Origin of the sequence: Pseudomonas sp. Irchel 3E20 (genome assembly GCF_900187645.1) — a bacterium.
In the GTDB taxonomy this organism is placed as follows: Bacteria; Pseudomonadota; Gammaproteobacteria; order Pseudomonadales; family Pseudomonadaceae; genus Aquipseudomonas.
This window is the reverse complement of sequence record NZ_FYEE01000022.1, coordinates 1-21,281: the sequence shown is the minus strand read 5'-3', so window position 1 is coordinate 21,281 and position 21,281 is coordinate 1. Positions and strand designations below refer to the sequence as shown.

Here is a 21,281-nt window from a genome sequence, read left to right as displayed (position 1 = left end):
TTACTTGGAGGCATCACCGATCAGGGCCACGCCGGCGGTGTGCTTGATACTGGTGGCGGTCTTATCCCAGTTCGTCCCGGTCGCCAGTTCGGCGTCGGTAGGCGACTTGCCGCCGGTGGTGGTGTCCCAGGTGTAGCCTTTCAGGCCCAGGCCGAAGGTGTAGTCGGTCTGGAGGGTAGTTTCGATACGCTCCTTGCCGTTGGTGGTCTGGACGTTGCTGATGATGTCGCGGCCGTCGTGGACCAGCGCAGCGCCTTGCACCAGGGACAGGATGATTTCCTTGTTCGGCGTGCCGGCCTGCATCAGCGCCGGGGCATCCGTCACAACGGAGATCTTGCCGAGAATGTCCACCACGCGAACGTTACCCGCCTGGAACAGCTGCTGCTGGTTCGCCAGGTTCTGACCTACCAGCTTGTGGTAGCTGGTGCCCTGCATCACCTGAGTGACCAGGTTCTGGCTTGCGTCGCCGAACTTCGCGTGGGCGTTGTTCAGGCCGGCGTAGGTGATGCCAGCGGTAGCCGACACATCGTTGACGGCAGCAGCCTGGGCGGTGATAGCGGCGACCAGAGCGGCGATCGCGGTGTTCAGCTGGTCCTTCAGCAGAATTTCAGCGAACGCTCGGCTGGCGACTTCGATGCCTTGCGCGGTTGGACGCTCCAGCCAGGTCATCTGCGATGGCTCGTAACGGATCGGACCGAAGCCGCCGGCTACCTTCACCGAAGTGTTCTTCAGCTCGGTCAGGTCGGTGGCAGCAACGGCGGCGTTCGCGCTGTAGCGATCCACACGGCGCTGGGCAGCGGCCAGGGTCTGGAAGAACGACTCTTGGAGGAAGTCACCAGTGAAGCCGTCCGGGGACAGTACGATTGCGCCACGGCTGGCGGCGTTGAACGCAGCGAGATACTGATCCAGCGTCTCGAGAGTCGCCGGCATGATGTATTCGTTGAAAACCTGCATTTGCGACAGGGACATGAGTTATTTCCTTACGATTGTGGGAGATCCGGGAACCGGCTCGCGATCGCGGCCGTACGTTCCTCTTTGGTGCCGCCGATTTTTCCTTTTGCGGCCCCGCCGCCCTTCCCAGCACCGCCGGCCCCGCCGCCAGATGCCTTGCTGCCCGCGATCAGTGGACCGAATGCGGGGTCGTTCATGAATTCAGCTTTCAGCTCATCCAGCGTGGTCGCGGAGAGCTTGCCGGCCTGGTCCAGCACCACAACGGTGGGTTTACCGTCACGCTGCTCGACGCTCAGGCGGCGTTCGATATGGGGAAGCAATGCCTTGGCGCTGCCTGGGATGGCCAGCGTGGTCGCGATGTCAGTAGCAGTACGGCCTACAGTCAGATCCCGGATCTGAGTGCTCAGCGTGCCGCGCTCCTGCTCCAGCAGGCCGTTCAGCTCGGCTTCGCGGCGGCTGTACTTTTCGGACCAGGACTTTTCGAGCTCTTCGACGTTGCCTGACTTGCGGGCCGACTCTTCGCGCTCCAAGCGGGCCGCGTCTTCGGCCTCCTTGCGAGCCTTGTCAGCCGCCTTCTTCTCGTCCAGCAGTTCCTGAACTTTGGACTTCAGGCCGGAAACGTCTTCAGGCTGAGGAAGGCCTTCAATACCAAGAACGAACTTGCCGTCCTTCTCGACGTACAGGGCCTGAACGGACTCATCTACGCCTTCAAGGCTGTCCAGTTGGAATTTCAAGGTCATTGCTGTCTCCCAGAGACTTGGTGCAGGCCCTGCCTGCAGGAACAAAAAAGCCGGCGGTTGGCCGGCCATGTACTTGATCAGGTTAAATTGCGCTTGAAGGAGCGCTCAAGGAGCGATATATTTTACTCCTGGAGCGATTTTTCGTTGCTCCTTTAACCTGACCCGCGAGGTAATCAGAAATGTTGAAACACCAATTAATTCTCGATGAGAATGACCAGCCAATTTTTGCCGTCGTGCCGTACGCTGAGTACGCTGACGTGTTCGGCGCTGCGCAAGCAAAGCCGGCCGGTGACGTCGATCACCAAATTCCCCTATCGATCCGACTGCCCAACGCCGGAGCAAGCGCTGCTATCGATCTGCCGCGGTTCGTTGAGTACTGGGTGCGCTGTGGAATCCAGAGCCTTCCGATCAACAAGCGGGCGAAGCCGCTTCACGAGTTCGAAGGTCGAGAGCTCTTCTCCTTGGAGGCGCTCATTCGTAACTGCTTCATCTCCGAGTCGTACCGCAACACGATGCAAGCGGTGACTGAGGTAACGAACCGGCTGGTCGATACCGGACTTTTCCGTGAAGTCCGCTTCAACCAAGCTCGCCTGATGCCTGGCCAGATTTTCCAGCGTGAGCAGGCGATCCTAGAAGCGCAGATCCTCCCCTACTCCCGCAGCGTGAAGTGCCTGGAGATCGTTTATGACAAAGCGAAGGAGTACTGTAAGAAACACCCGGTCGCTCCAGACCAGAAGATTCCGTCCTCTTGGTTCAACCGAGGCCATGCCTAACCCACAGGAGCGCATGACACAGTCGTGCGCTCCGTCTCCTACGATGCAAAAACCTTTTCAAACGCCATCGCCTCACGCTCGCGAAGCTGCTGAAGCGTAAGCGTCTTGCCGTTGTCGTCCACGAACTTATCCAGGGTTAACTCGCCCTTCGTGAAAAGCTCGTAACGATTCGGCCCCAGCACGTCACGCTGAAACGATGCAGGCTGGCGGGATAACCACTCCTGATAACTCGTCTTGCTCGACACCAGCGTCACCCCATCAGGGCCGATTGAGGGCCGGGTAGAGCCTGGAATCTCCCGCGCAAACTCATCCTTCAGCACCGGCACGATTGTCGTGCGGCACCCCCAGTGATACGGCGGTCGCGGGCCATCCAGCGGGATGATCGTCTGATCGATGCTCATGCAGAACAGTGTGGTCTTGGAGTCAAGCGTGGCGATCCTGCGCATTCCCTTAAGGATGTCGTCGTTCGCCTTGAGCGTCTCCACCCGCGCTGTACTGGCGATGTGGTTGGTCATGGTGCGGACTAGCGACGAAGCCTGATCCTGTTGTAGCTGGTGAATGCCGGTGAGGCGCCGGCTGATCTGCTGGCTGGTTTCACCCAGGCTTGAACCAATCTGAATCTCGCCGATGATCTCGGCGGCCTTCTTGGTCCCGAACTGGTCGAGCGCACCACTGATGCTTATTCGCTGGATGCCCTTTCGCGCCTCAAGCTGGAGTGGATCAGCCAGCGCTGCGGCTGAGACCATCTCAGCCGACGGCACGTTGAGCTGCACTACGGCACGCACCACCTTTCCGAGCATGGTTGCGTTGAACTGGGCCTCATATGAGGCAAAGTCGCTCAGATCAAGCTGCGCCTGGCCCTTTAGGTCGTCGTAGATGCCCCGCAGATCGCCCTGGAGCGTTTCTATCTGTGAGGTGTAGCGCTTTGTCCCGTAAGCACTCAGCCCATCCGAAACGCGCTGCTTGGCTGTTTTGATTGCCCTGCTGAGGAACACAGCCACTCGCTTGAGGTTTCCGCCGGCATAGCGCTGGACGTAAATCTGGTGCCGGGTAGCAGCGTCTTCGAGGAAGCCTTCATTGCTCATCGCTTCCGCCTACTGGTGGTTGACTCGCCAGCTCTTCATCAATCAGATCATCAGTGCGGTCAGCCTCGAGCACGCCACCCTGACGGAGGTTCACCCGAACATCAGACTTGGCAATGAAGCCCTGCTGCCATAGCTGAACCTGGGCCAGGATGTCTTGGGCTGTCATGGTCTCGTCGAAGAACGACTGGTTGAGCCAGAACACGGTGCCCTTCTCGTCTGGCTCACCGATCATGAAGCGCTCAGCGTCAAGAATGGCCAGCTTCAGCGCCTCGGACACGTTGCCGGCAATGGTGCCCAGCACGCTGTTGTCCGAGCTATACCGGATTCGAACAGCCTCTGCCGTCTCGGCTCCGCCGCCCTGCTGGACGATACGGGCGCCGATCATGAGCATCTGCTCTTCTTTGTCCTTCATCAGCGTGCGGGCAAGCTGGCTTTCGTCTGCCTGCAACAACACTGCCGAACCGGACTTCCCGAGCATGTGCCCTCGACGAGAGCCGATCTGCATACCGTTCGGGTTTGCCTTAACGAACTCGTCCGCGCTGATGTCGGTTGTGATGAACAGAGTCGGCTGAGAACTGATGAACCCACTCTCCTCCACCGTGGCGCTGTTGCCATAGTGGAGAATATTCACGTCGGCCAGGTCTTCCAAGGGCGACTTGTCGATGCTTGCGTCGTTGTTCTGGGCGCCGTAGAAGCTAAAGGGGATGTGGTCGAACGCATTGCCTGCCTTATCCGTTGGCTTAGCTTCCGTATAGCCATCATCGCCTTCCTTGTAGACCCGCTGGACGTATTCACCGTCTATCAGGAGTAGGACACGGCTCTGGTTGTAGGTTTCACGCGAAAGCTCGGCAGGGTTGAACTCGGTCACACACTCCTGCAGGTTCACGTACACCAGACGCTTAACGCCGTCGATCACCTGCTCATCCCAGTCGATGATGGACAAGGCGCCGTAGAAGTGAATCAAGGCGCGCTTGGTGCTGAGGTCGGCCATCGAGGAAACGCCGCTTTCTGACGTGACCGTCGGGAAATCGACCAAGAAACCGCCGCGCCCCGTGTCCAGGCATTCGCCTACAGACTCTTTCGAGAGCTGCTCAAGGCTGGTTCCGTCGCCACTGGCGTTCTCTTTCAGGTACTCAACCGCTGTCGGCAGCGACAACTCAGCAGTCTTGCGGAACACCGCCCCCATCAGCCCCGCGCGCGTGCGCCCGGTAACGTTGAGGAACATCGCCCGCCTCTTGTACTGCTTGTACCGGGCCTGATTCTCAGGTGATTTGTTCTCCGGGTCAGGCATCGGCAGGTATTCATCGTGCTTGCGAACCTCGCGGGCGCCAGCAACGCAACGCTTCACCAACTGCCAGCCAGCCAGGGCTTGTGCGTACTCTGCCCGGGGAATGCTGTAATTCGCCATATTGGCCTCAGAAAGTGAAGGTTACAGGGATGTGGATTACCGGTTTTACAATCGGGTAGTCGTGATGGATGAAGTACCCGCCTGCGTCGTTTGCGTGGTCATTGCCTGACTTCTTGTCCGGCTCCCCATTGGCTGACCACACCTGCTGCTCCAGGCCGTCGGCATAGGTTGGGCAAGTGAACGGGTTCACCTGGTAGCGCCGCTCACCCTGCGCATTGCAGAACATAGCGTTCATGGCGTTGATCCGATCCTTAACTGGCGGGTTTGCATCGGGCGCAATCACCGAAAAGCCCGCCTGCCTGAGGATTGCGATGTCCGTTTCACTGGCGTTTACCGACTTCCGCGAACCACCGGAGGCATCCGGGTAAATTCGGATCTCGCAGGTCTTCTCGAAACTGTTGCCGTTGTGGCGCCAGTAGCGCTCCTTGATACGGCGGATCATGTCCGGCGTGTCGTAGCCATCGACCAGTTCATCAACCGCCCGGGGCAGACCCTGGTCGCGCTTGATGTGGGTGATCGCCGCCATCTTGCCGACGTTGAAGTCCATCCCAATGAACAGCGGCTCGCCGGGCTGCACGGTGTCGAAGCATCCGTTGAGCTTGCGGTCGTAAGCCGTGTAGATCGTGCCGGACGTCAGGTTGACGAACTGCCCTTTGAGGTACGCCAGGATCAACTGCGGCGGATACGACTCCATCAGCGATTCGATGTAGTCATCCGGCAAGTTCAGCTCGTTGTCGAACGTGCTGGCCTGCACCAGACCGTACATCTCCTTGAGCGACGGCTTGTCGCGCAGCTGCTTCACGAACTGCAGGAAGACGAACTTAAAGCCTTCCGGCGTCGTAGTGACGTCCACCCCGTTCTTCAGCCCGGGCAAGTTGTAGCGCATCCGGGCGATGATCTTGCGCCAGGCCTGCTGTGCCTTCAGGGCAGTCAGCACGTCCAGCTCATCCACCAGGGCGTGGCCAATCTTGAAACCGACGATGGTCTGCGGCTTCTCCATCGACCGGCAAATCACAGTACCGCGGTACTGCCGGCCGCTGTAGATGTGAACTTCGTGGTTCGCCTGGTTGATCTTGGTCTTCAGCCCCCAGTCGTAGGCCACCTCATCCATCGTCGGATAGAAGATGTCCCGGATCTGCGGGTAAGTCGGTGCGAAGTAGCCAGCGTTGACCCCAGGCCACTCCATGAAATGCTTGCTCAGTGCCGAGCAGCCAACCCAAGTTTTGCCTGAGCCGAACCCGGCAACGAACGCACGAAACTTGTGGGGCAACAAGAGGAACTGTGATTGCGGAACGTTAAGGCTCGGCATTCGGCTTCCTCGCATCCACCACATCGACCTGAATGCGGGTCGGGATTACCGGTTCATCACCAGCTTCTTCCTTCCTGGCCCGGTTGACGTAGATGTCGCCACACTCTTTGGCTGCCTGCTCCAGTAGCTGGGCAGTCAGCGCAATGTTCTTCATGCTTTCGGCTTTCTCGGCCATGCGGCCAAGGGTGCGCAGTCGATGGGCGCGGTTGGCTATCGGTATCTCTGCCGTCTCCTCCCTGAATCGCTTGCGGGTATCGTGAAACAGCGTCACCCATTTGGCGGCGAGAGTCTTGCTCGCCCGCTTGGTTGCATCATGCGACTCACAAAGCTGACGCGATATCTCAATGCCGAATTCTTGTTTGACGGCCTCCACCACCTGAGAGGGGGTGTCAAAGCACGCCAAGGCCTGAACGATGAAGCCTTTCACCTCACTATTCAGGTTTGCCATAAATTGGATTCCGTCTAATGCCTGTCAAATTTCAGGCCGATCTGAGCAGACAGGTTCCGCAGGCCCTCGCAATGTTCAATTTCCCCACCTCGGCAGGACTGTTTGCAGCATCCACCAACGCTTGAACGTCAGGGCTCGCACCGTAGCGACGGACCACACCGACGAACTCTTCTACGTCGTGGCCCTGCAGCTTGATCTTCGGTGCACCGTCTTGGGTGAATGCTGGTTGACCGTACTTGTCGGCCGCGTGAGCCAGGTGATACAGCTCGTGTTCGATCAGGGCGCAGAAGTCGGTGTCGCTGCACTGGGCGCAGTAGTCAGCGGCGAGCGTGATGATGAAGGCCGGCACATCGCCGAACCAATCACGCATCTGTTGCTCCATCCGGGCTTTCTGCCAACCGCCGGCGCGGAACGCTACTTGTTCGGCCTGGCCCAGGACTGTCCTACCCTGCTTCTCGAAGCTCGACGACGCCCACATGACCCGAATGTCTGCATCCAGTAGGTGAGCATGGTCTTCGTTGTGAATGCTGCCGGTGTCGGCAAGGATCTCGGCTTGTAGCCACTCCCACACCTCAGGCGCGGGCGTCAGGCGAATGCCGAAGTAGGATAGGTCGGCAAGCTCAGCCAATGATGGCGGCGGGTATGGTCTATCCATCGCCAACTCCAATGTTAGAAAATTGGGTATGCGGAAAGTAGCTTCACGCCAACGTGGGAGGCGAGCCCGAGGAAGATCGATCTGTTGCGCCAGCGGTAGAAGAAACCCGTCTTTTTACTCCACTCATGAGTTACCTCCCGAGCGCCAGAAAGATCACGGCCTGGATTTGCATGGCAAAGCTCTAGGTACCGAGCATTCACTTTTAGTAAGTGAATTGTACATTCGACCCTTTTAAAGCCTAACCACGCCGCCACTCCAAGAACAAGTAAAGGAGTCATTAACAGCGTGTTCTCGTTCCATCCAATCACCCCGTATTTGAGTGTCTGAGCGAGATAGGCCGCTGCCGCTAGATTGGCGCCCAAAACAAACTGGTCGAATGTAAGACTGCCTTTGTAATAGTGATCATCCAGCGCGGTAACTCTTGGATCTTCCAACATAGTTGCTCCCCCCTGATATAGGTCAGGAGATGTTACCGTGCTGTCAACTTTCTAGCCTTGAAAATCCGCCTGTTCCGCACTCAGCTGCGGCACACCTACCCCGCCTTGGCCTGATCAATGATTACCGAACGGATCGTGCCGCCGGTGTAGATGTCTCGCTTCATGGCGGCGCGCACTGCGTCTTCTGCGCTTGCACCCATATCCATTGCGGCGATGGCATATGCATAGCCACTGCCAATTGCGTCAGGGTTTGCCAAATCTAGATCCTGCTTCCAGATGCCCGTCTTGTCGTCATGGCCGACCATCAGAAGCTTCCCACCGTCGACGACATAGCCTGAGCACTCCACAGGCACCGCTGATGGCGTGCCGAAGTAGGCGGCGATCAAAGCCCTCTCATCGCATACCGCGCCTGACAGGAAGAAGCTGACACCATCGACAACCTGGCACTTCTGCGCGGCGTCAGAAACGATGCGATCGTTTCGAGTCTGGCGACCGTCATAGGCGATCACGCCGTCTTTGTAGGCAATGGTCGTCATATGCATCCCTCATGATTGCGCGCCACGATTTGGCGCATCCGAAAACGTGGCGCGGATTAATCGATCTTGCGACTGGGCAGCTTGAAGTCCGTCACACGATCAGCAATAGAGCGGATCTTCTCCACGCCCAGAAAGCCAACCCAGCCACCTACGAAGGTGGCCATGCTCTGGGGCAAATGGAAAAACTCAAGCCCGCTGATGATCGTCAGGGCCAGACCGCCACAGATAGCACCCTCCACGATCATCTGGCGCCGTGTACCGCCGCCGTAGGTGATGCGTAAGACGGCCATCGCACAGGACAACGCAGCCGCATAGAGGATTGGCGAATGCTGGCTCAACCATGCAAGCGCTATCGCCCAAGTGTCTGGTTTGTCTGGCATGTTTGGCATCTCGGTTCCTCCCCGTCAGGGAGTTAGGAATAAAAATGGCCTGCGTAGGCCTGGGCAAAGCCCGAAAACGAAAGAGCCCCAGCGAATGCTGAGGCCCCGTTTAAAAATACATTTCTGCGAACTCAGCCCATTAGCCAAGCGAATATCCATTGATGCTACTGATAGCGCCTCGCCACAGGCCCTCTCCGCTAATACTGGTCTGAGAGCCACCAACAAAAATGGCCGAATTTTTAAGATGGATATAGTAAGGAAGGCTATTGCCGGCTTCTTTCAACTCATCTTGCGTTCGCCGCAAATCAGCCGACTCATTCAGCACGTCAGCGAGACGAACAGCGAGATGATCGTAATACGCGTCGATAGCGATCAAAGTTCCCTTGATAACTATCGAACCCGACGACAGAGTTATCGCCATCTCTATACGCGAATCATTGACGGCTTTTACAACTCTGCGTAAAGCATAGTCAGCCCACGGAGGAGACTCAGAGGCGGCAGCTAATATGGTCTGATTGATGTTGATCATCTTGCCGTGTCTCGTAGAGATTGATAGTACGCAATAGCAATACCTCAAGCGCACGAGCCAATCAACAAAAAGCCCCGCACAATGCCGAGCCCCTCAATAGGTGCGTGGTCTTTCCCGCCGTCTGCCGAAGACGATCCAGGTGCCGACGCCCCAATGCATCGATCTCGCCCTTCCTGTCTCGCGCCACCCTGTAAGCATGGTGATGGGACAGGGTGCGCGGGCTGCCGGTGTTTTCTTGAAGCGCTGTACTTTCCGGCTTATCAGCGTCCAGGCCTTCCCGAGGGCTGTCCTGGCTACAGGTGTTACTGGCTGGCAAGGGAGGGATCGAACCTCCGACCGGGCGGTTAACAGCCGCCTGCTCTACCTCTGAGCTACATGCCAATGTGGTGCCGCCACGAGGATTCGAACCCCGGGCCATTCGCTTACAAGGCGACTGCTCTACCACTGGAGCTATGGCGGCGAATTTAAGACACAAAAAACCCCGCTCGAAAGCAGGGTTAGTGGAGCAAGTTGCCGCAGGCAAAATACTCAATATGGGGAAATCATGCCCTCAGCCGTGCGGGAAGTCAAGCGGCCTCCTGCATCTTGTAAATCACCCCGCCAATCGGGCTTAGTGCTTTCGCATCAATGTCATAGCAAGCGTCGAAACAGAGCTGCACGAAAGGCTCCCAGTCACGACTCCATGCCGTGGATGGAAGCTTGACGCCATACTCTGCAACCATCCAGGCACGGAACACCTCGGGCTTGATGAGAGGGTCAGGATTTGAAGACTGCCCGCCCTGGTGCATGTAGCGATAGCGACGGAACACACCCTTGGCCACGTACTCGCCCCGCCCTCTCTTGTCGGCCGTCATGCGCGGCGCCCGGGAACAGGCCAGATTGAATACGGCCCCTTCAGCATCATCCCGATCATCATCGGTAGGCTCTGCGGCGTACATGGCATTCCCAAAGGCGCGAAGCTGATAGTGAAGCCGCGCGATTGCGGACTGGATCTGACCAGCCAAGGCGCTATGCACCGCGTGGTTCGCCGTGGGCCCGCGCTCGGTGTTCTGCACCACCACGCCCAATTGAACAACGTCAGAGGTCTGGCCGGGGGCCGGGTTGTACTTGCAGTCATGCCAAGCCTGGCGCGCTGAGTTGATCTTCATGCAGCAGCCCTCTTCAGTTCTCTGGTCTTTTCCCGATAGCTGGCCTTGATGGCCTTGATCTCATCCACGGAGTACTTGCGCGCCTCATGAGGCCCTTCGATCCATGCGACCTTCTCGGCGCCGATGCGCAGTACCAGGCGAATTCGGTACTCCACGGCGTTTCCGGATAGGTTGCGGTTGCACTTCACGCACTGGCGATGGATGTTCAGCGGCTCGAAGCGCAGCTCTGGGCAGGCGCCCACGGATCGGTAATGTCCAGCATCCCACCGGCTGCCGGTCATGAGGTCGTTGTCGTTCGGCGTGGAGTCGCAGCTGATGCACGGCAGGTGAGCGTCACGCAGGCGCACGTACTCATTCACCGCGGCCTGGGCCTCGCGCAGGTGATCCGCCCTGCTCTTCAGCTTCTCCTTGCGGACCTTGATCTCAGATCGCTCCACCTGGGCCAGGGACTTGCGCGCCCTCTCCTGGTTAACGTCCTTGATGGCAAGGCCACACTTCGGACTGCACACCGACTGACCGAGGCGCTGAGGGACGAAGGAGTCCCTGCAATCTGGGTTTTTGCAGTTCTTGGCCTTGGGTTGTTTGGAGGCGAGCATCAGTAGCGACCCTCCCAATGATCTTTCTGCGTCCAGCGCACCTGGTGTTCAGCACCAAACGCATGCACCCACTCGATCAACTCGCCGCACTGCTTCACGGTGAGCTTGCTGGTGCGCTCGTAGATGACGTCGAAGCCGTTGCCGTCTACTGCCGGTATCATCTGCGGTTGATCGCCCGACTCACGCAGCCAGGCGGCCGTCAGCAGGCGCTTCCAGATCAGGACATCCCACTTCTTCCCGGCGTGCTCGACCTGGCCGGCGATATCTGCCAGCGCCGCGTGCAGGGCCTTGTTCTGCTCCCCGCTGCGATCCACGTCGGTGATGGCCAGCTTCTTGGGCTTGGCCAGGTCCAGGCCGGCGATATAACCCATCGCCTTGTTGCGGTCGGATTCGTTGCGGATCTGGAGGCTGGTCATGACCACTCTCCATTGCCCATATGCGCAGCCTGCGTTGCTTCAAGGCTGCGCTTTGCGTTTCGCTTTTTCAGGCAGGCCTTGCAACGGTCCCAGTTACCCATCCCGAACATCGGCGCCTTGTCGTGCGTCGTGGTTTCAGCGCCGCACTCCGACTTCCAGGAGCGATAACGGCCACCTGGGCCTATTGCATTTGCAGACAACTGGACGAAGTAATGGGCGCGGAATCCGCTAAAGCACGGCTTGGCCCAGCCTTCGGCCTTCTCCATCTTGCCGTCAGATATTTGAATGCCTCGGCGCGTCAGTTCGGCGAAGTCACCTTTGCGCTGTAGATCGAGCACTTCATTCATGTCGATCATTACTGCTCTCCCTTGCCCATGGCGGCGTCAATATCCGACGCCTGATGTCGCAGGAGGCATGCGATATCGAGTAGTTCGGACGGTTGCGAATCTACCCGCGCGGCCTTCAATGCAGACGCACACCAGTGCCGCGCCAAACGAAGCCCATTGCGCAGCGCCTCGTTCTCGGCCTTGAGCTGGTCGCGCTCGGCGATGAGTTCAAGGATCTGCTCGGGAATGCACCCCCCGAAGAATGCCGTGGTTGCACGCACCAACTCATGCTGGAATTCGTGATTCTGGTACTGGGCAGCCTCGGCCAGCCGTTTCAGTTCGGTGTAGTCGGTCATTGAGCCGCCCTCTTCTCTTCCAGTTCCTGGGCCTGCCGGATCAGCAGCGCCCGGCGATTCGCCAATTCATTGGCCGCTTCAATCCGCATTTCGATCTTTCGCTCAGCGCTGGCTTTGCGCATTTCCAGCATTGAACTCTTCACAAGCTCGAGCTTCTGGCGGAGGGCCGGGGCCGGCTGGGTTACCGCACCCGTCAGCAGGCCAGCAATGGCGCGGCCGTCTTCGGTGACAGGCCCGACACTCAGGTCGGCCAGGTACTTCTGGGCGTGCTCGCGAGGAATACGCTTCAGCTCCATGGCCTTGGTGACGGCCTGGATGCGGCGGCCGGCGTCGAACCCGACAGAGACGTGCCAGTTCACCGGCCTGGCGTCCTCGCGGGCCTGGACGACGAACCGCTCGTAAGCGCCGATGAAAGCCATGCGGGCGCCGATCTTGTCGCCGGCGTCGAGGACGGGCTTTGCGGCAGCCAGGGCCAACTGGATCTCGTCGGTCAGCACCACCGTTTCAAACTCGTCGTTGGTGGTCATGGCAATGGCCCAGGCCTCGTCCTTACCCGGACGGCCATCGGAGGTCTGCACACGCTGGAGAATGTCGGCCATAGCCAATTTCCCCCTCACCTCGAAGCGGCAAGCCTTCAACGCGGCTTTGACGACAGGCACCGGATACGCGCAGAGGTCTTCGGCCATCATCGCGGCGGTGCCTGGGTTCATTTCCTGACCCATGGCTTCGGCGGTGGCGCAGATGGCAGCGGCCAGCCCGGCGACCTGCTGGTCGTTCATTTCAGAGGTATTCATTGCGGTCACCTGCTTGGCGCTTGGCCAGAACCATCTGGGCGGCCTGTTCCGCTGCGGAGAGGTTCGCCTCAGTCCGTTCCATCTGGCGAGCGGTTGCGCCGTTGATTCGCTGCCCAGTGACCCACTGGGTGTGGTAGCTCTCGGCGTTGACTAGCAGCTCGTTGAGGCTGTGACACTTGCGCAGGACGGCGGCATCGCTGGTTTTCAGGAAGTGGGCAGCGACGTGGTGGGCGACGTCGGCGCCCAGGCGGTCAACCAGTTGGCCAAGCTGACCACCGACCTTGGCGTTCCACACCGGCCAGGCGCTGTAGCGCTTGCGGTAGGCCATGGCGTAGTTCGCCCAGACCTTGAAGGTTTTGCAGGCCTGGTCTTTGGGGCCAGGCATGTCGGCGGGGATCTCGACCCGGGGAGTATCGGTGCGGTCAACCACCAGCACCAAGCCGCGGGACTGAGCCGGCTTGCCGGTGGCGTCCTGCAAGTCCTGACTGGTGCCCTGATCTGTATCCTGATGGTTGGTATCCTGATTTGTCGGAGATTTATCCGACCCTTGCACGGATTTTTTTCCGACCTTGCTCGGAGATTTATCCGAGGTAGATCGGATATTTTTCCGACCTTTGTTTTTTGGTGGGGTCGGATATTTTTCCGACCCGTCAAGTTTCTGGTTCCACTCGACGGCTTTCTCTGTGAGGCGAAAAAGTGTGATGTTTGAAGTGCTGGAAAGCTCAATCAAACCAGCCTCTTCCAGGGCCTTCAACATGCGGTAAGCGGTATCCGGTTTATCAGTGAGTAGCGGCAGCTCCTCGATGATCTTGGCCTTGCTCAGCGCGAAGAAGATCCCGTCGTCAGTCTTGATTGGCTTGGTCCAGCTCGGGCAGCCGTAGACGAAGGCGAACAGCAGGGCCTGCTGAGAGTTCAGCCCCCATTCCAGCGCCTTCACCTGGTTAATCGTGACTGTGTATTGCATGTCAGGCCTTCCCGACCAAAGTGGCCAATTCAAGGAAGCGATCCACGTACCAGTGAGGCTGCGTCTCGCGGGGGCATTGAGGGCTGGTGAGGTTCTTGCCGTACTGGAGGCCCTTTTCAGTCACAGACCAGAAATCGACAGACACGCCCTTGGAGTTCTTGCGCTGCATAACCTTGAGGAAACCATGGGCAGCCAGGGCGCGATTGAAGCCAGGCGCCGTGCTGCTGATATTGTTTTCCTTGATGAGAGCAGTGACGGCCTTGGTAGGCATGGAAGAGCCGCCAGCAGCATCAGAAGCGGCGTCCACGGCGTAGCCCGGGAGGAACTTGGCGTCCAGACCGTTGTTGGCGGCGATCTGGGCAAGCATCATCATTTTGCTGGAGGGCGCAGGCTTGAGCAGGCGATCGAAGCACTCAAGGATTGCCAGCTCGCCGACGATTTTGGAGTTGTTCGGGCCTTGGGCAGAAAAGGTGCCGGTCTTGCGGATGCTCGGCAGCACCTGCCCGACCACCCACTCCTCGAACTGCTCAGCAGCCGGGAGCTTGGACTTCATCACCAGACGGTAGAGGTCGCGCTCAGGGATGATTTGCACTGCGCGGACCTGACCTCCCATTTCGGTATGGCAGGTACTGACCGCTTTGCGGTGAGCATTGATCGCCTTCGAGGTGTTGGAGTAGCCGAGGGCTTCAGCGATGTCCTTGGCGATGAACCAAGGCTCACCGTGGCCGTCGTCAATTACGCGGACAGGGAAGCCGTGGAAGTCGAAAGGAGTCACGGGCTTAATCCGCGCCACGTTTTCAGATTGCGAAAAGCGTGGCGCGGGATTGTTGGGGGTATTGATCGATTCGGTTTGATGGTGCATGATTTGCTCCACAAGCGATTTAAGAGAGCCAGGCCACGAACCTGGCTTTTTTTCGTCTGGGATTTGGCAGAGGCCCTCTCGGCTACCCTGAAGAGTCCCTGCAAGAGGCCCTGATTGGGGTCACCAACTGAAGCACCTTGGCCTTCCTCCGCCCAACGACCGAAAGCGCCCCTGCTGCAATGGACGCTTCCACCATTTCATTCAGTGCCCGCTCAAGGCTCCAGCCGTTGTTGTTCATCAACCGCTGTATCTCTTGCCTATGAGCCGGCGGCAGCTTTTCAAGAATTACGGTCATTCGGCCCTCCAAAGGGGCTTTAGCCCGCGATATCTTCTTGTTTGTCCTGCATGAGTTCGTCGATCACACCGTTGGCCACTGCCCACTCGATGATTTCGTAGAGATACGTGGCGTGCTGCATGCGGGTTTTGGTGGCGGCTTTACGCAGAATCCGATCAAGCACAGGTTCAAAACGAACCTTCACCGGGATGGCGCGCTTTTGATTGGGGTCCATGTACATACGGGTAGTGCTCCTGGCTGTTTAAGTTGGTTTAAGCGGCAGATTTTTGGGAGGGAAACGGACGCTGCTCCTTCGCCTGAAAACTCCCATCTGGGAGTTCAAGCACGCGGATATCTCGCTTCGCAGAAAGGGCTTTGTGAATGGCTGGGGCAGTTACCCGAAGAAGTCTTGCGGCTTCGGACTGCCCTTTGTCAGCCACGAACTTGTCGAGGGGAGTCTCATTCATGGTTGCGCCTCGGTTGTAGATGAGGCCGATATTAACCATCTGTTAATTTTTAATCAATACCGATGGTTTCTTCTTATTTTTAACCATTGGTTTAAATTTGCCCCATGACCAAAAAACGAATCCTCCCGCCCGAGCTGATTGCCGAATGCGCAGCAGCGCACGACCTGTTCCTCTCGAAGAAGAACGAACTGAAGCTCAGTCAAAAGAAAATCGCCGATGAGGCGGGAATGACACCGGCTGCCGTGAATCTCTACTTCAAGGGCATCAACCCGCTGAACACGAAGTTCGCAGCGGTACTGGCGCGCATGCTTGATGAGCCAGTTTCAGCATTCAGCCCGCGTCTGGCTGGCGAGATAGCGGCACTGACCAGCGCGCCCGTTAAGGCTGCTACAACTGGCGGCGCGAGTGCGGCCGAGAAGGTTATGGAGATGATCCGCAAGCATGCGGGGAAGAATCTAGACGCCGATGCGCAAGAGAAGATCGCGGCGGCTGCCCTCACGGCGGCCAGTGAAGCGCAGGGCAAGGTTATTCAGGCAGATTTTTCAGGGCTGAAGGCCCGTGCGGGCGAGATCGTGATTCGCCAGTACGATGTCCGGGCCTCGATGGGTCACGGCCAAGTGCCGGGTGACTACAACGAGGTGGTCCGCAATCTCATCATCCACGAAGACGTGTTGCGCGAGAAAAACATCTCCTACACCTCTCCTCACTCGCTGGCGATGATTACCGGCTGGGGCCAGAGCATGGAGGGTACGATCAACGACAAAGACCCGCTGATAGTAGACAAGGGTGTCAACGAGTTTGCTGGCGAGGGCATATACGTCCTGACCTGGCACGAGCACCTGTACATCAAGAGGATTCAGGTATTGGATTCAGAGCGCTTTTTGCTGGTGTCCGACAACCCAAATGTCAGGGACCAAGAAGCGCGGATTGAGGATGTAACAGTTCATGCCAAGGTGCTACTGATCTGGAATGCGAGAAAGGCCTGACCCATGCCCCTAACCAAGCCCAACCAGCAGTTACGCCGCGAACTCAAGGATTTAGGGCTTGACCTTGAGCAGGCTGCGGCCGAAGTGCTCAACATCACAAAGGACTGCCGAGATGTGGATGCAATAGCGGTCCTGAAGGTGATTGCGAAGCTCTACGAGAATGCGGATCGGGTGGCAGCCCTGGCGGACGAGGTCCGGGCTGGTGTCATCACACGAGCGAAGACTGAGTGATCTGGCGCGTCAGTGAGATGCGAGCTATTCGGGCAAGGAATTTTCAAGATGGCGCACTCACTTCGATACCAGATTGGCGAATCCGTCCACACCATTGAGGCTGAGGTAGGAAAGCTGCTCGAATTGGCAGCAACGCTTAGAGATGCAGGGGATGAGGAGCTGGCTGCAGCAGTTTCGGTCCAGGTGAACAGGCTACTGCAGGCTTCGGTAGCGCTGAGAATAGCTCTGGCGGACTGATTACCGGATTCACGCAATAAGGATTTGGAGGGGGCGATGATGGGACTCAACAAACTAGAGCAAGACCTGAAACGCGACCTCCAGGGCGTAGCCTCCGATCTGAAATGGTCCGCCGTCGAGCTGCTGCGAATCGCTGAGCGCCTGAGCCTGGCCGGCAATGAGGCAGATGCCCAAGCTGTGCTGAAGATGTGCACCGTGTTTCATGATGGTGAGGATAAGCTAGCGAAGTACGCGGCTGAGGTGCGGGACGGGATGATTGCCAGGGCGATGGCTCTGCGATAGAACCGGAGTTGTATGCGCGGATCTGATAATTGGCGTGAACTCAGAGCGGCAGCTAGCTTACCCCTGTGCGGCACCAAGCTGGGTACGAATCGGTAAATACTGAAGAGTAAAATGGCCGCACAGCAGGCCACCTATTTCTCTTTATACATCAGCAACTTAAGGATGATTTTTATGAGCAGGAAGGCCGGCAAAACAGGGCAGATCTCACTAGATTTAGGGGTTGAGATTCAGCGCGATATCAATGGCGTAGAAATGGGAGTCCTGGAGAACGGGATACCCTACCTTACTCAAAGGGGACTCTCCAGAATTACTGGCGCCGCCCGCAGCATGATTCAGGCGATCACGCAGGAGTGGGAGGACCACTATGATGACGACGTTATTGGTAAGGACCGGATTTCTTTTCTAAAAATTTATCTATTTGACAAGGGATACACTGAGCGAAAGCTTTACATCGAATGTGAAAAGGATGGATCGAAGCACTATTCCTATCCAGACATTGTTTGCATGGCTTTCCTTGAGTACTACGCATTTGAATCCACTGGTAGCAATCAAACCGCCATTGATAGCTACAGGAGCTTTGCAAGTCTTGGATTAAAAGGCTTTATTTATAAGGCTCTTGGATATACTCCAGGTGATAAGTGGAAATATCATAATGACCGCGTCTCACTCCTGAACGACAGTTCTCCACCGGGCCATTTCACGGTTTTCAAAGAAATTACCGGCATGGTAGTTGACCTAATAAATGCAGACGTTGGAGTTAACGACAAAACCATTCCGGACATATCTGTCGGAATAAACTGGGGTAATTACTGGAGAGATAACGACCTGGCTCAACTTTACGGAGAGCGGACGCAATATGAGCATAATTACCCTAGCTACTACCCTCAGGCGATGAGCAACCCTCAAAAGCCAAACGCCTATCCCGATGCCGCGCTGCCAGCGTTCAGACAGTGGTTTCACAACGAGTATCTACCTACAAAATTCCCCAAATACATCCTTACAAAAGCTAATGTACTGAAGGGTGGTAAAGACGAGGCTCTGGCTATTTCTCAGCTCTTCAAAGCGAAATCCATAGGTCACGGATAACCGCTAGCCCGGCCCAGCGCCGGGCTTCTTGTATCTGCCCTTCCCTGCTGAATCCGTAGCCCGCCACTGAGCGGATTTTTTATCGTCTGCGATTCGCTATCCGCGCAGCAGCCACTGTTGCGGCTCAGCCACGAATCCCTTTCGGACAAACTCCTGCTTTAGCTCGCCCACCAGGGCGGCAATGGCGCGGCTCGAAGTCAGATGCTCAGTGGTCAGCCCTTCCGCAATGAAAGCGGCATGCCCCTTCTGTGGTTGGTACAGACAGACAGTCATACGCCCTTCCGGGTCGATGGAGCAAATGCACTTAAGCGGCAGGAATCCAGATTCAATAATGTGTCGAAGCTCAAGGCTGGAGATCATGATTGCACTTCCTTATGTCGTCTTTATAGCCAATCGATTGTTGTAGGAGTTAAAGGTTCAAACCCTTTCTCGAATGGCGGACCGCCGCACCGGGCTTTTCATATCTGTCAGAAAGGCGCTGGCTCCTCCTCTAACGCCTCCACCTCCCCTAGCTCAACGACCCTATCCTCGTCGCTTGGCGCCTCCCACTCCAGTAGCACCCCGCCATCATCCTGGAAGACCATGTTCACGCCGTCCGTCTCGGCGATCCTCCCCATGACCTCGTCCCACTCGGCGTCACGGTCCGTGTCCAGGCGATGAATGACCGCCGAGCGCCGCTCCTGGGCTCGTGGCGAATTGATCATTGACGATACCCGTAGACCTAAGCGCTCAACCGCGGACATCTCAACTCGTACAACCTGCCTAGCCTTCTGCGCTTTGTTCATTTGCCCCACCCTATACTGTACATTCATCCAGTGATAGCAAAAGCATAACTCGCGCTCAATGAAAATAAATTAACCATCGGTATTGACGTAAAAATAAACCGATGGTTAACTTACCCTATCGAGTCACCCTACAGGGACTCGCCAGGGCCTCAGCAGACCCGCCGCTCTTTAACAGCACGGGAACCTCGCAGATCGATCCCCAGACATGGGCACAGTGCGAGCAACAAATTCGATCTCCATGCCAGCTCTGGAACTGGCCGTACTCCCACATGTGAGTACGCGAAACCACGCAAGCCAGCCAGGAAGAACACCGGACACGAAATGTGTGACCTGGCCAGAGATATGAATCGGGCGATGCGCGTGGTGGAGATGAAACACCCACAGATTTACTGATGCCGCTTCTATGAGGCGGCATTGGAAATCGGATGGACTGGAGAAAGCGATGCTGACTCAAGATCGACTCAAAGAGCTTTTCAGTTACGACACATCAACAGGGTTGTTTGTGAACCTTCAAAGCAGTGGCAAGAGGAAGGCCGGAAACGTCGCAGGGAGCAAGCACAACGCAGGCTACGTAAAGATATTCGCCGACGGAGCAAGCTATCTGGCTCATCGCTTGGCGCACCTCTACATGATTGGCGAGCTGCCCACTGAACATATGGATCACATCAACCACATCAGAAGCGACAACCGCTGGGAAAACCTGCGGATGGTTGGCAGGAACGAGAACAACCGCAACAAGCGCGTGTACAGGCAGTCAACCAGCGGAGTTTCTGGCGTCAGCTGGAAGGTGCGTGAGAGTCGCTGGCACGCCAAGGCCTACAAAGGCGGTGAGTTCATACATCTCGGCACCTACCAGGATTTGTTCAGTGCTGTCTGCGCGCGTAAATCTGCTGAGATACGCCTCGGCTATCACGAAAACAATGGTCGCTACTGAAAGAGGGCAAGACGATGGCCTGCAAAATTTGCAGCTCAGGAAGCACTACATCGTTTGGCGGGCAAACGCCACACATCTACTGCCATGGGTGCGGCGGCCATGAATATGAAGGCCTGCTAATCGAGAAGAAGGACTGGGAGGATTGGGTAAATGAGCGAGTTGATACCCCGAGAGGCCGCCCAGCAAATGCAGATGTTCAGCCTGACCGGCAGAGCGCCATGCCCTTGGTGTAGAGGCGTGAAGCTAAGCCAGATAACGCATGTGGCTGATGACGGCACGCACACCCCTATATCTCTGCTCTGCGACACATGCGGAGCTACAGGGCCTACAGCGGCAACCCACGAGCAAATGGCTGCGCTCTGGGATGCACGCATCTAAACAACCAGCGCCACGACAGCCTGTCGTTAACTGCCCGATCCTCTCTATGAGAGCGCATCGGGGTGTGATCTGAATGCGCAGGCTGATGCGCTAAACCGTGAGGGAGTGTCCCGAAAGGGTGCGCCACAAGTAACCAACCTATGCCGGGGATCAGCGCCGGCCAGATCACACCCCGATGCGGACGAAACTGCGGCCTATAACCGCCCACCTGCATCCGGCCTATCACCCTCATAGGTCGAACGGCATCCCTGTTGGTAGCAGGGACTTCAATCACCCGCTTGCAGTGAGCCACGAGCAAGCCGATTTGCCGCGGTAAGCGGCTTCCACCCTTCCCCACCTCTATTACGTCAGCATTTCTCCCCTGCGCCCATCGGCAACCAGCGGGAGGCATGAGTGCTGACGAATGCAGGTGAACCAAAAAATGGAGAGAGACATGAACTTTCAGCCCCCAGATCCAGAGCGCTTCGGATCATGCCTGAAATGCAGCAGCCTGATTGAAGAGTCGGAGCAATCCGGCGGGATCTGCTTCGAGTGCCATGCCGTGGATGCCGGAAAAGAGCCTGCCTTCCCCGTTGGCGCCAATGAATACGGCTGTCACGACACCTGTTTCGGGATGACGGTTCGAGACTATTTCGCGGCCAAGGCCCTGCAGGGAATGATCTCAACAGCAGGCGCTCCCTGCTTGTTCGGACTTGAAGGGGGCGAACACGACACCGCGAAGGCCGCTTACAAAATTGCCGACGCCATGCTAGCCGCCCGTTCCGCCTAACCCCAAACACTCGAGGTCGCCATGGCTGCCACGGCCGAATACGCCTGCCTTCGCTGCAAACAACCTTTCATTGCCCGCACGGCAGACCGGAAACGCGGATGGGCTCGCTACTGCTCGAAATCCTGCAAAGCCAGTAGGC

The 21,281-nt window shown here is 57.4% G+C and carries 32 protein-coding genes and 2 tRNA genes; 8 read left to right on the top strand and 26 right to left on the bottom strand.

Annotation, left to right across the window (positions count from 1 at the left end; all coding sequences use genetic code 11):
- Together CKW13_RS23630 and CKW13_RS23625 are read right to left on the bottom strand one after the other, a co-directional pair.
- Entirely contained in the window at positions 1-969 is a 969-nt protein-coding gene (locus CKW13_RS23630) for a major capsid protein (protein ID WP_008431834.1), read from the bottom strand.
- Between the two features lie 11 nt (positions 970-980).
- Entirely contained in the window at positions 981-1,691 is a 711-nt protein-coding gene (locus tag CKW13_RS23625) for a hypothetical protein (protein WP_095111174.1), read from the bottom strand.
- Positions 1,692-1,870: 179 nt separating this feature from the next.
- Here CKW13_RS23625 and CKW13_RS23620 point away from each other — a divergent pair, with 179 nt between their 5' ends.
- Entirely contained in the window at positions 1,871-2,464 is a 594-nt protein-coding gene (locus tag CKW13_RS23620; RefSeq protein ID WP_095111173.1) for a hypothetical protein, read from the top strand.
- 38 nt (positions 2,465-2,502) lie between these two features.
- On the opposite strand, the gene CKW13_RS23615 is transcribed toward CKW13_RS23620, so the two are convergent.
- The 22 genes from CKW13_RS23615 to CKW13_RS23510 form a co-directional block, all read right to left on the bottom strand.
- On the bottom strand, positions 2,503-3,549 hold the full coding sequence (locus tag CKW13_RS23615; protein ID WP_095111172.1) for a phage head morphogenesis protein: 1,047 nt from the start codon (positions 3,547-3,549) through the stop codon (positions 2,503-2,505).
- Complete coding sequence (locus CKW13_RS23610) at positions 3,539-4,957, bottom strand: DUF4055 domain-containing protein (RefSeq protein WP_095111171.1); 1,419 nt, start codon at positions 4,955-4,957, stop codon at positions 3,539-3,541. The genes CKW13_RS23615 and CKW13_RS23610 overlap by 11 nt, the downstream gene beginning before the upstream one ends.
- A gap of 7 nt (positions 4,958-4,964) precedes the next feature.
- Complete coding sequence (locus CKW13_RS23605; RefSeq protein ID WP_095111170.1) at positions 4,965-6,266, bottom strand: terminase large subunit domain-containing protein; 1,302 nt, start codon at positions 6,264-6,266, stop codon at positions 4,965-4,967.
- Positions 6,253-6,714: a DUF2280 domain-containing protein gene (locus tag CKW13_RS23600; RefSeq protein WP_017528147.1), complete on the bottom strand. Its 462-nt coding sequence runs from the start codon at positions 6,712-6,714 to the stop codon at positions 6,253-6,255. The genes CKW13_RS23605 and CKW13_RS23600 overlap by 14 nt, the downstream gene beginning before the upstream one ends.
- Before the next feature lie 31 nt (positions 6,715-6,745).
- Complete coding sequence (locus tag CKW13_RS23595) at positions 6,746-7,369, bottom strand: putative metallopeptidase (protein ID WP_095111169.1); 624 nt, start codon at positions 7,367-7,369, stop codon at positions 6,746-6,748.
- Between the two features lie 14 nt (positions 7,370-7,383).
- Positions 7,384-7,806, bottom strand: coding sequence for a hypothetical protein (locus CKW13_RS23590; protein WP_095111168.1), 423 nt, complete (start codon positions 7,804-7,806; stop codon positions 7,384-7,386).
- A 95-nt stretch (positions 7,807-7,901) separates the two neighbouring features.
- A complete protein-coding gene (locus CKW13_RS23585) occupies positions 7,902-8,342 on the bottom strand; it encodes a proteasome subunit beta (protein WP_095111167.1) in 441 nt (146 codons plus the stop codon).
- A gap of 56 nt (positions 8,343-8,398) precedes the next feature.
- A complete protein-coding gene (locus tag CKW13_RS23580; RefSeq protein ID WP_095111166.1) occupies positions 8,399-8,731 on the bottom strand; it encodes a phage holin, lambda family in 333 nt (110 codons plus the stop codon).
- Between the two features lie 130 nt (positions 8,732-8,861).
- Entirely contained in the window at positions 8,862-9,251 is a 390-nt protein-coding gene (locus CKW13_RS24340; RefSeq protein WP_141234021.1) for a hypothetical protein, read from the bottom strand.
- Between the two features lie 306 nt (positions 9,252-9,557).
- Positions 9,558-9,632 (bottom strand) — tRNA-Asn (locus CKW13_RS23570).
- A 3-nt stretch (positions 9,633-9,635) separates the two neighbouring features.
- Positions 9,636-9,711, bottom strand: a tRNA-Thr gene (locus CKW13_RS23565).
- A gap of 106 nt (positions 9,712-9,817) precedes the next feature.
- Positions 9,818-10,399 carry a hypothetical protein gene (locus CKW13_RS23560; protein ID WP_095111164.1) on the bottom strand — a complete coding sequence of 194 codons (582 nt, stop codon included), beginning with the start codon at positions 10,397-10,399 and terminating at the stop codon, positions 9,818-9,820.
- Positions 10,396-10,995 carry a recombination protein NinG gene (locus tag CKW13_RS23555; RefSeq protein WP_095111163.1) on the bottom strand — a complete coding sequence of 200 codons (600 nt, stop codon included), beginning with the start codon at positions 10,993-10,995 and terminating at the stop codon, positions 10,396-10,398. The genes CKW13_RS23560 and CKW13_RS23555 overlap by 4 nt, the downstream gene beginning before the upstream one ends.
- Positions 10,995-11,411: a recombination protein NinB gene (locus tag CKW13_RS23550; RefSeq protein WP_095111162.1), complete on the bottom strand. Its 417-nt coding sequence runs from the start codon at positions 11,409-11,411 to the stop codon at positions 10,995-10,997. The genes CKW13_RS23555 and CKW13_RS23550 overlap by 1 nt, the downstream gene beginning before the upstream one ends.
- On the bottom strand, positions 11,408-11,767 hold the full coding sequence (locus CKW13_RS23545) for a hypothetical protein (protein WP_095111161.1): 360 nt from the start codon (positions 11,765-11,767) through the stop codon (positions 11,408-11,410). The genes CKW13_RS23550 and CKW13_RS23545 overlap by 4 nt, the downstream gene beginning before the upstream one ends.
- Positions 11,767-12,093 (bottom strand): hypothetical protein, encoded by a 327-nt coding sequence (locus tag CKW13_RS23540; protein WP_095111160.1) that lies wholly within the window; start codon positions 12,091-12,093, stop codon positions 11,767-11,769. Before CKW13_RS23540 ends, CKW13_RS23545 begins: the two co-directional genes overlap by 1 nt.
- Positions 12,090-12,887 (bottom strand): hypothetical protein, encoded by a 798-nt coding sequence (locus CKW13_RS23535; RefSeq protein ID WP_095111159.1) that lies wholly within the window; start codon positions 12,885-12,887, stop codon positions 12,090-12,092. The genes CKW13_RS23540 and CKW13_RS23535 overlap by 4 nt, the downstream gene beginning before the upstream one ends.
- Positions 12,874-13,851, bottom strand: a complete 978-nt coding sequence (locus CKW13_RS23530; RefSeq protein ID WP_095111158.1) for a phage replication protein — start codon at positions 13,849-13,851, stop codon at positions 12,874-12,876. Before CKW13_RS23530 ends, CKW13_RS23535 begins: the two co-directional genes overlap by 14 nt.
- A gap of 1 nt (position 13,852) precedes the next feature.
- Positions 13,853-14,713, bottom strand: a complete 861-nt coding sequence (locus CKW13_RS23525; protein WP_095111157.1) for a BRO family protein — start codon at positions 14,711-14,713, stop codon at positions 13,853-13,855.
- Positions 14,714-14,795: 82 nt separating this feature from the next.
- Entirely contained in the window at positions 14,796-15,008 is a 213-nt protein-coding gene (locus CKW13_RS23520; protein ID WP_095111156.1) for a hypothetical protein, read from the bottom strand.
- Positions 15,009-15,027: 19 nt separating this feature from the next.
- Entirely contained in the window at positions 15,028-15,228 is a 201-nt protein-coding gene (locus CKW13_RS23515) for a hypothetical protein (protein ID WP_095111155.1), read from the bottom strand.
- A gap of 31 nt (positions 15,229-15,259) precedes the next feature.
- Positions 15,260-15,454, bottom strand: a complete 195-nt coding sequence (locus tag CKW13_RS23510; RefSeq protein ID WP_095111193.1) for a Cro/CI family transcriptional regulator — start codon at positions 15,452-15,454, stop codon at positions 15,260-15,262.
- Between the two features lie 104 nt (positions 15,455-15,558).
- Here CKW13_RS23510 and CKW13_RS23505 point away from each other — a divergent pair, with 104 nt between their 5' ends.
- The 5 genes from CKW13_RS23505 (at position 15,559) to CKW13_RS23485 (ending at position 18,276) form a co-directional block, all read left to right on the top strand.
- On the top strand, positions 15,559-16,440 hold the full coding sequence (locus CKW13_RS23505) for an XRE family transcriptional regulator (RefSeq protein WP_095111154.1): 882 nt from the start codon (positions 15,559-15,561) through the stop codon (positions 16,438-16,440).
- Between the two features lie 3 nt (positions 16,441-16,443).
- On the top strand, positions 16,444-16,671 hold the full coding sequence (locus CKW13_RS23500) for a hypothetical protein (protein WP_095111153.1): 228 nt from the start codon (positions 16,444-16,446) through the stop codon (positions 16,669-16,671).
- 48 nt (positions 16,672-16,719) lie between these two features.
- Positions 16,720-16,908: a hypothetical protein gene (locus CKW13_RS23495; RefSeq protein WP_095111152.1), complete on the top strand. Its 189-nt coding sequence runs from the start codon at positions 16,720-16,722 to the stop codon at positions 16,906-16,908.
- 39 nt (positions 16,909-16,947) lie between these two features.
- Positions 16,948-17,190, top strand: a complete 243-nt coding sequence (locus CKW13_RS23490) for a hypothetical protein (RefSeq protein WP_095111192.1) — start codon at positions 16,948-16,950, stop codon at positions 17,188-17,190.
- Positions 17,191-17,361: 171 nt separating this feature from the next.
- Positions 17,362-18,276: a hypothetical protein gene (locus CKW13_RS23485; protein ID WP_218192072.1), complete on the top strand. Its 915-nt coding sequence runs from the start codon at positions 17,362-17,364 to the stop codon at positions 18,274-18,276.
- A 96-nt stretch (positions 18,277-18,372) separates the two neighbouring features.
- Here the strand turns inward: CKW13_RS23485 and CKW13_RS23480 are convergent, their stop codons facing one another.
- Both CKW13_RS23480 and CKW13_RS23475 read right to left on the bottom strand, forming a co-directional pair.
- A complete protein-coding gene (locus tag CKW13_RS23480) occupies positions 18,373-18,636 on the bottom strand; it encodes a DUF1652 domain-containing protein (RefSeq protein WP_095111151.1) in 264 nt (87 codons plus the stop codon).
- Positions 18,637-18,743: 107 nt separating this feature from the next.
- Positions 18,744-19,061 (bottom strand): DUF1654 domain-containing protein, encoded by a 318-nt coding sequence (locus CKW13_RS23475; protein WP_095111190.1) that lies wholly within the window; start codon positions 19,059-19,061, stop codon positions 18,744-18,746.
- A gap of 442 nt (positions 19,062-19,503) precedes the next feature.
- On the opposite strand from CKW13_RS23475, the gene CKW13_RS23470 reads away from it, so the two are divergent.
- Positions 19,504-19,995 (top strand): HNH endonuclease signature motif containing protein, encoded by a 492-nt coding sequence (locus CKW13_RS23470; RefSeq protein ID WP_176465180.1) that lies wholly within the window; start codon positions 19,504-19,506, stop codon positions 19,993-19,995.
- An 811-nt stretch (positions 19,996-20,806) separates the two neighbouring features.
- Complete coding sequence (locus CKW13_RS23465; RefSeq protein WP_176465179.1) at positions 20,807-21,142, top strand: hypothetical protein; 336 nt, start codon at positions 20,807-20,809, stop codon at positions 21,140-21,142.
- Positions 21,143-21,281 lie beyond the last annotated feature (139 nt).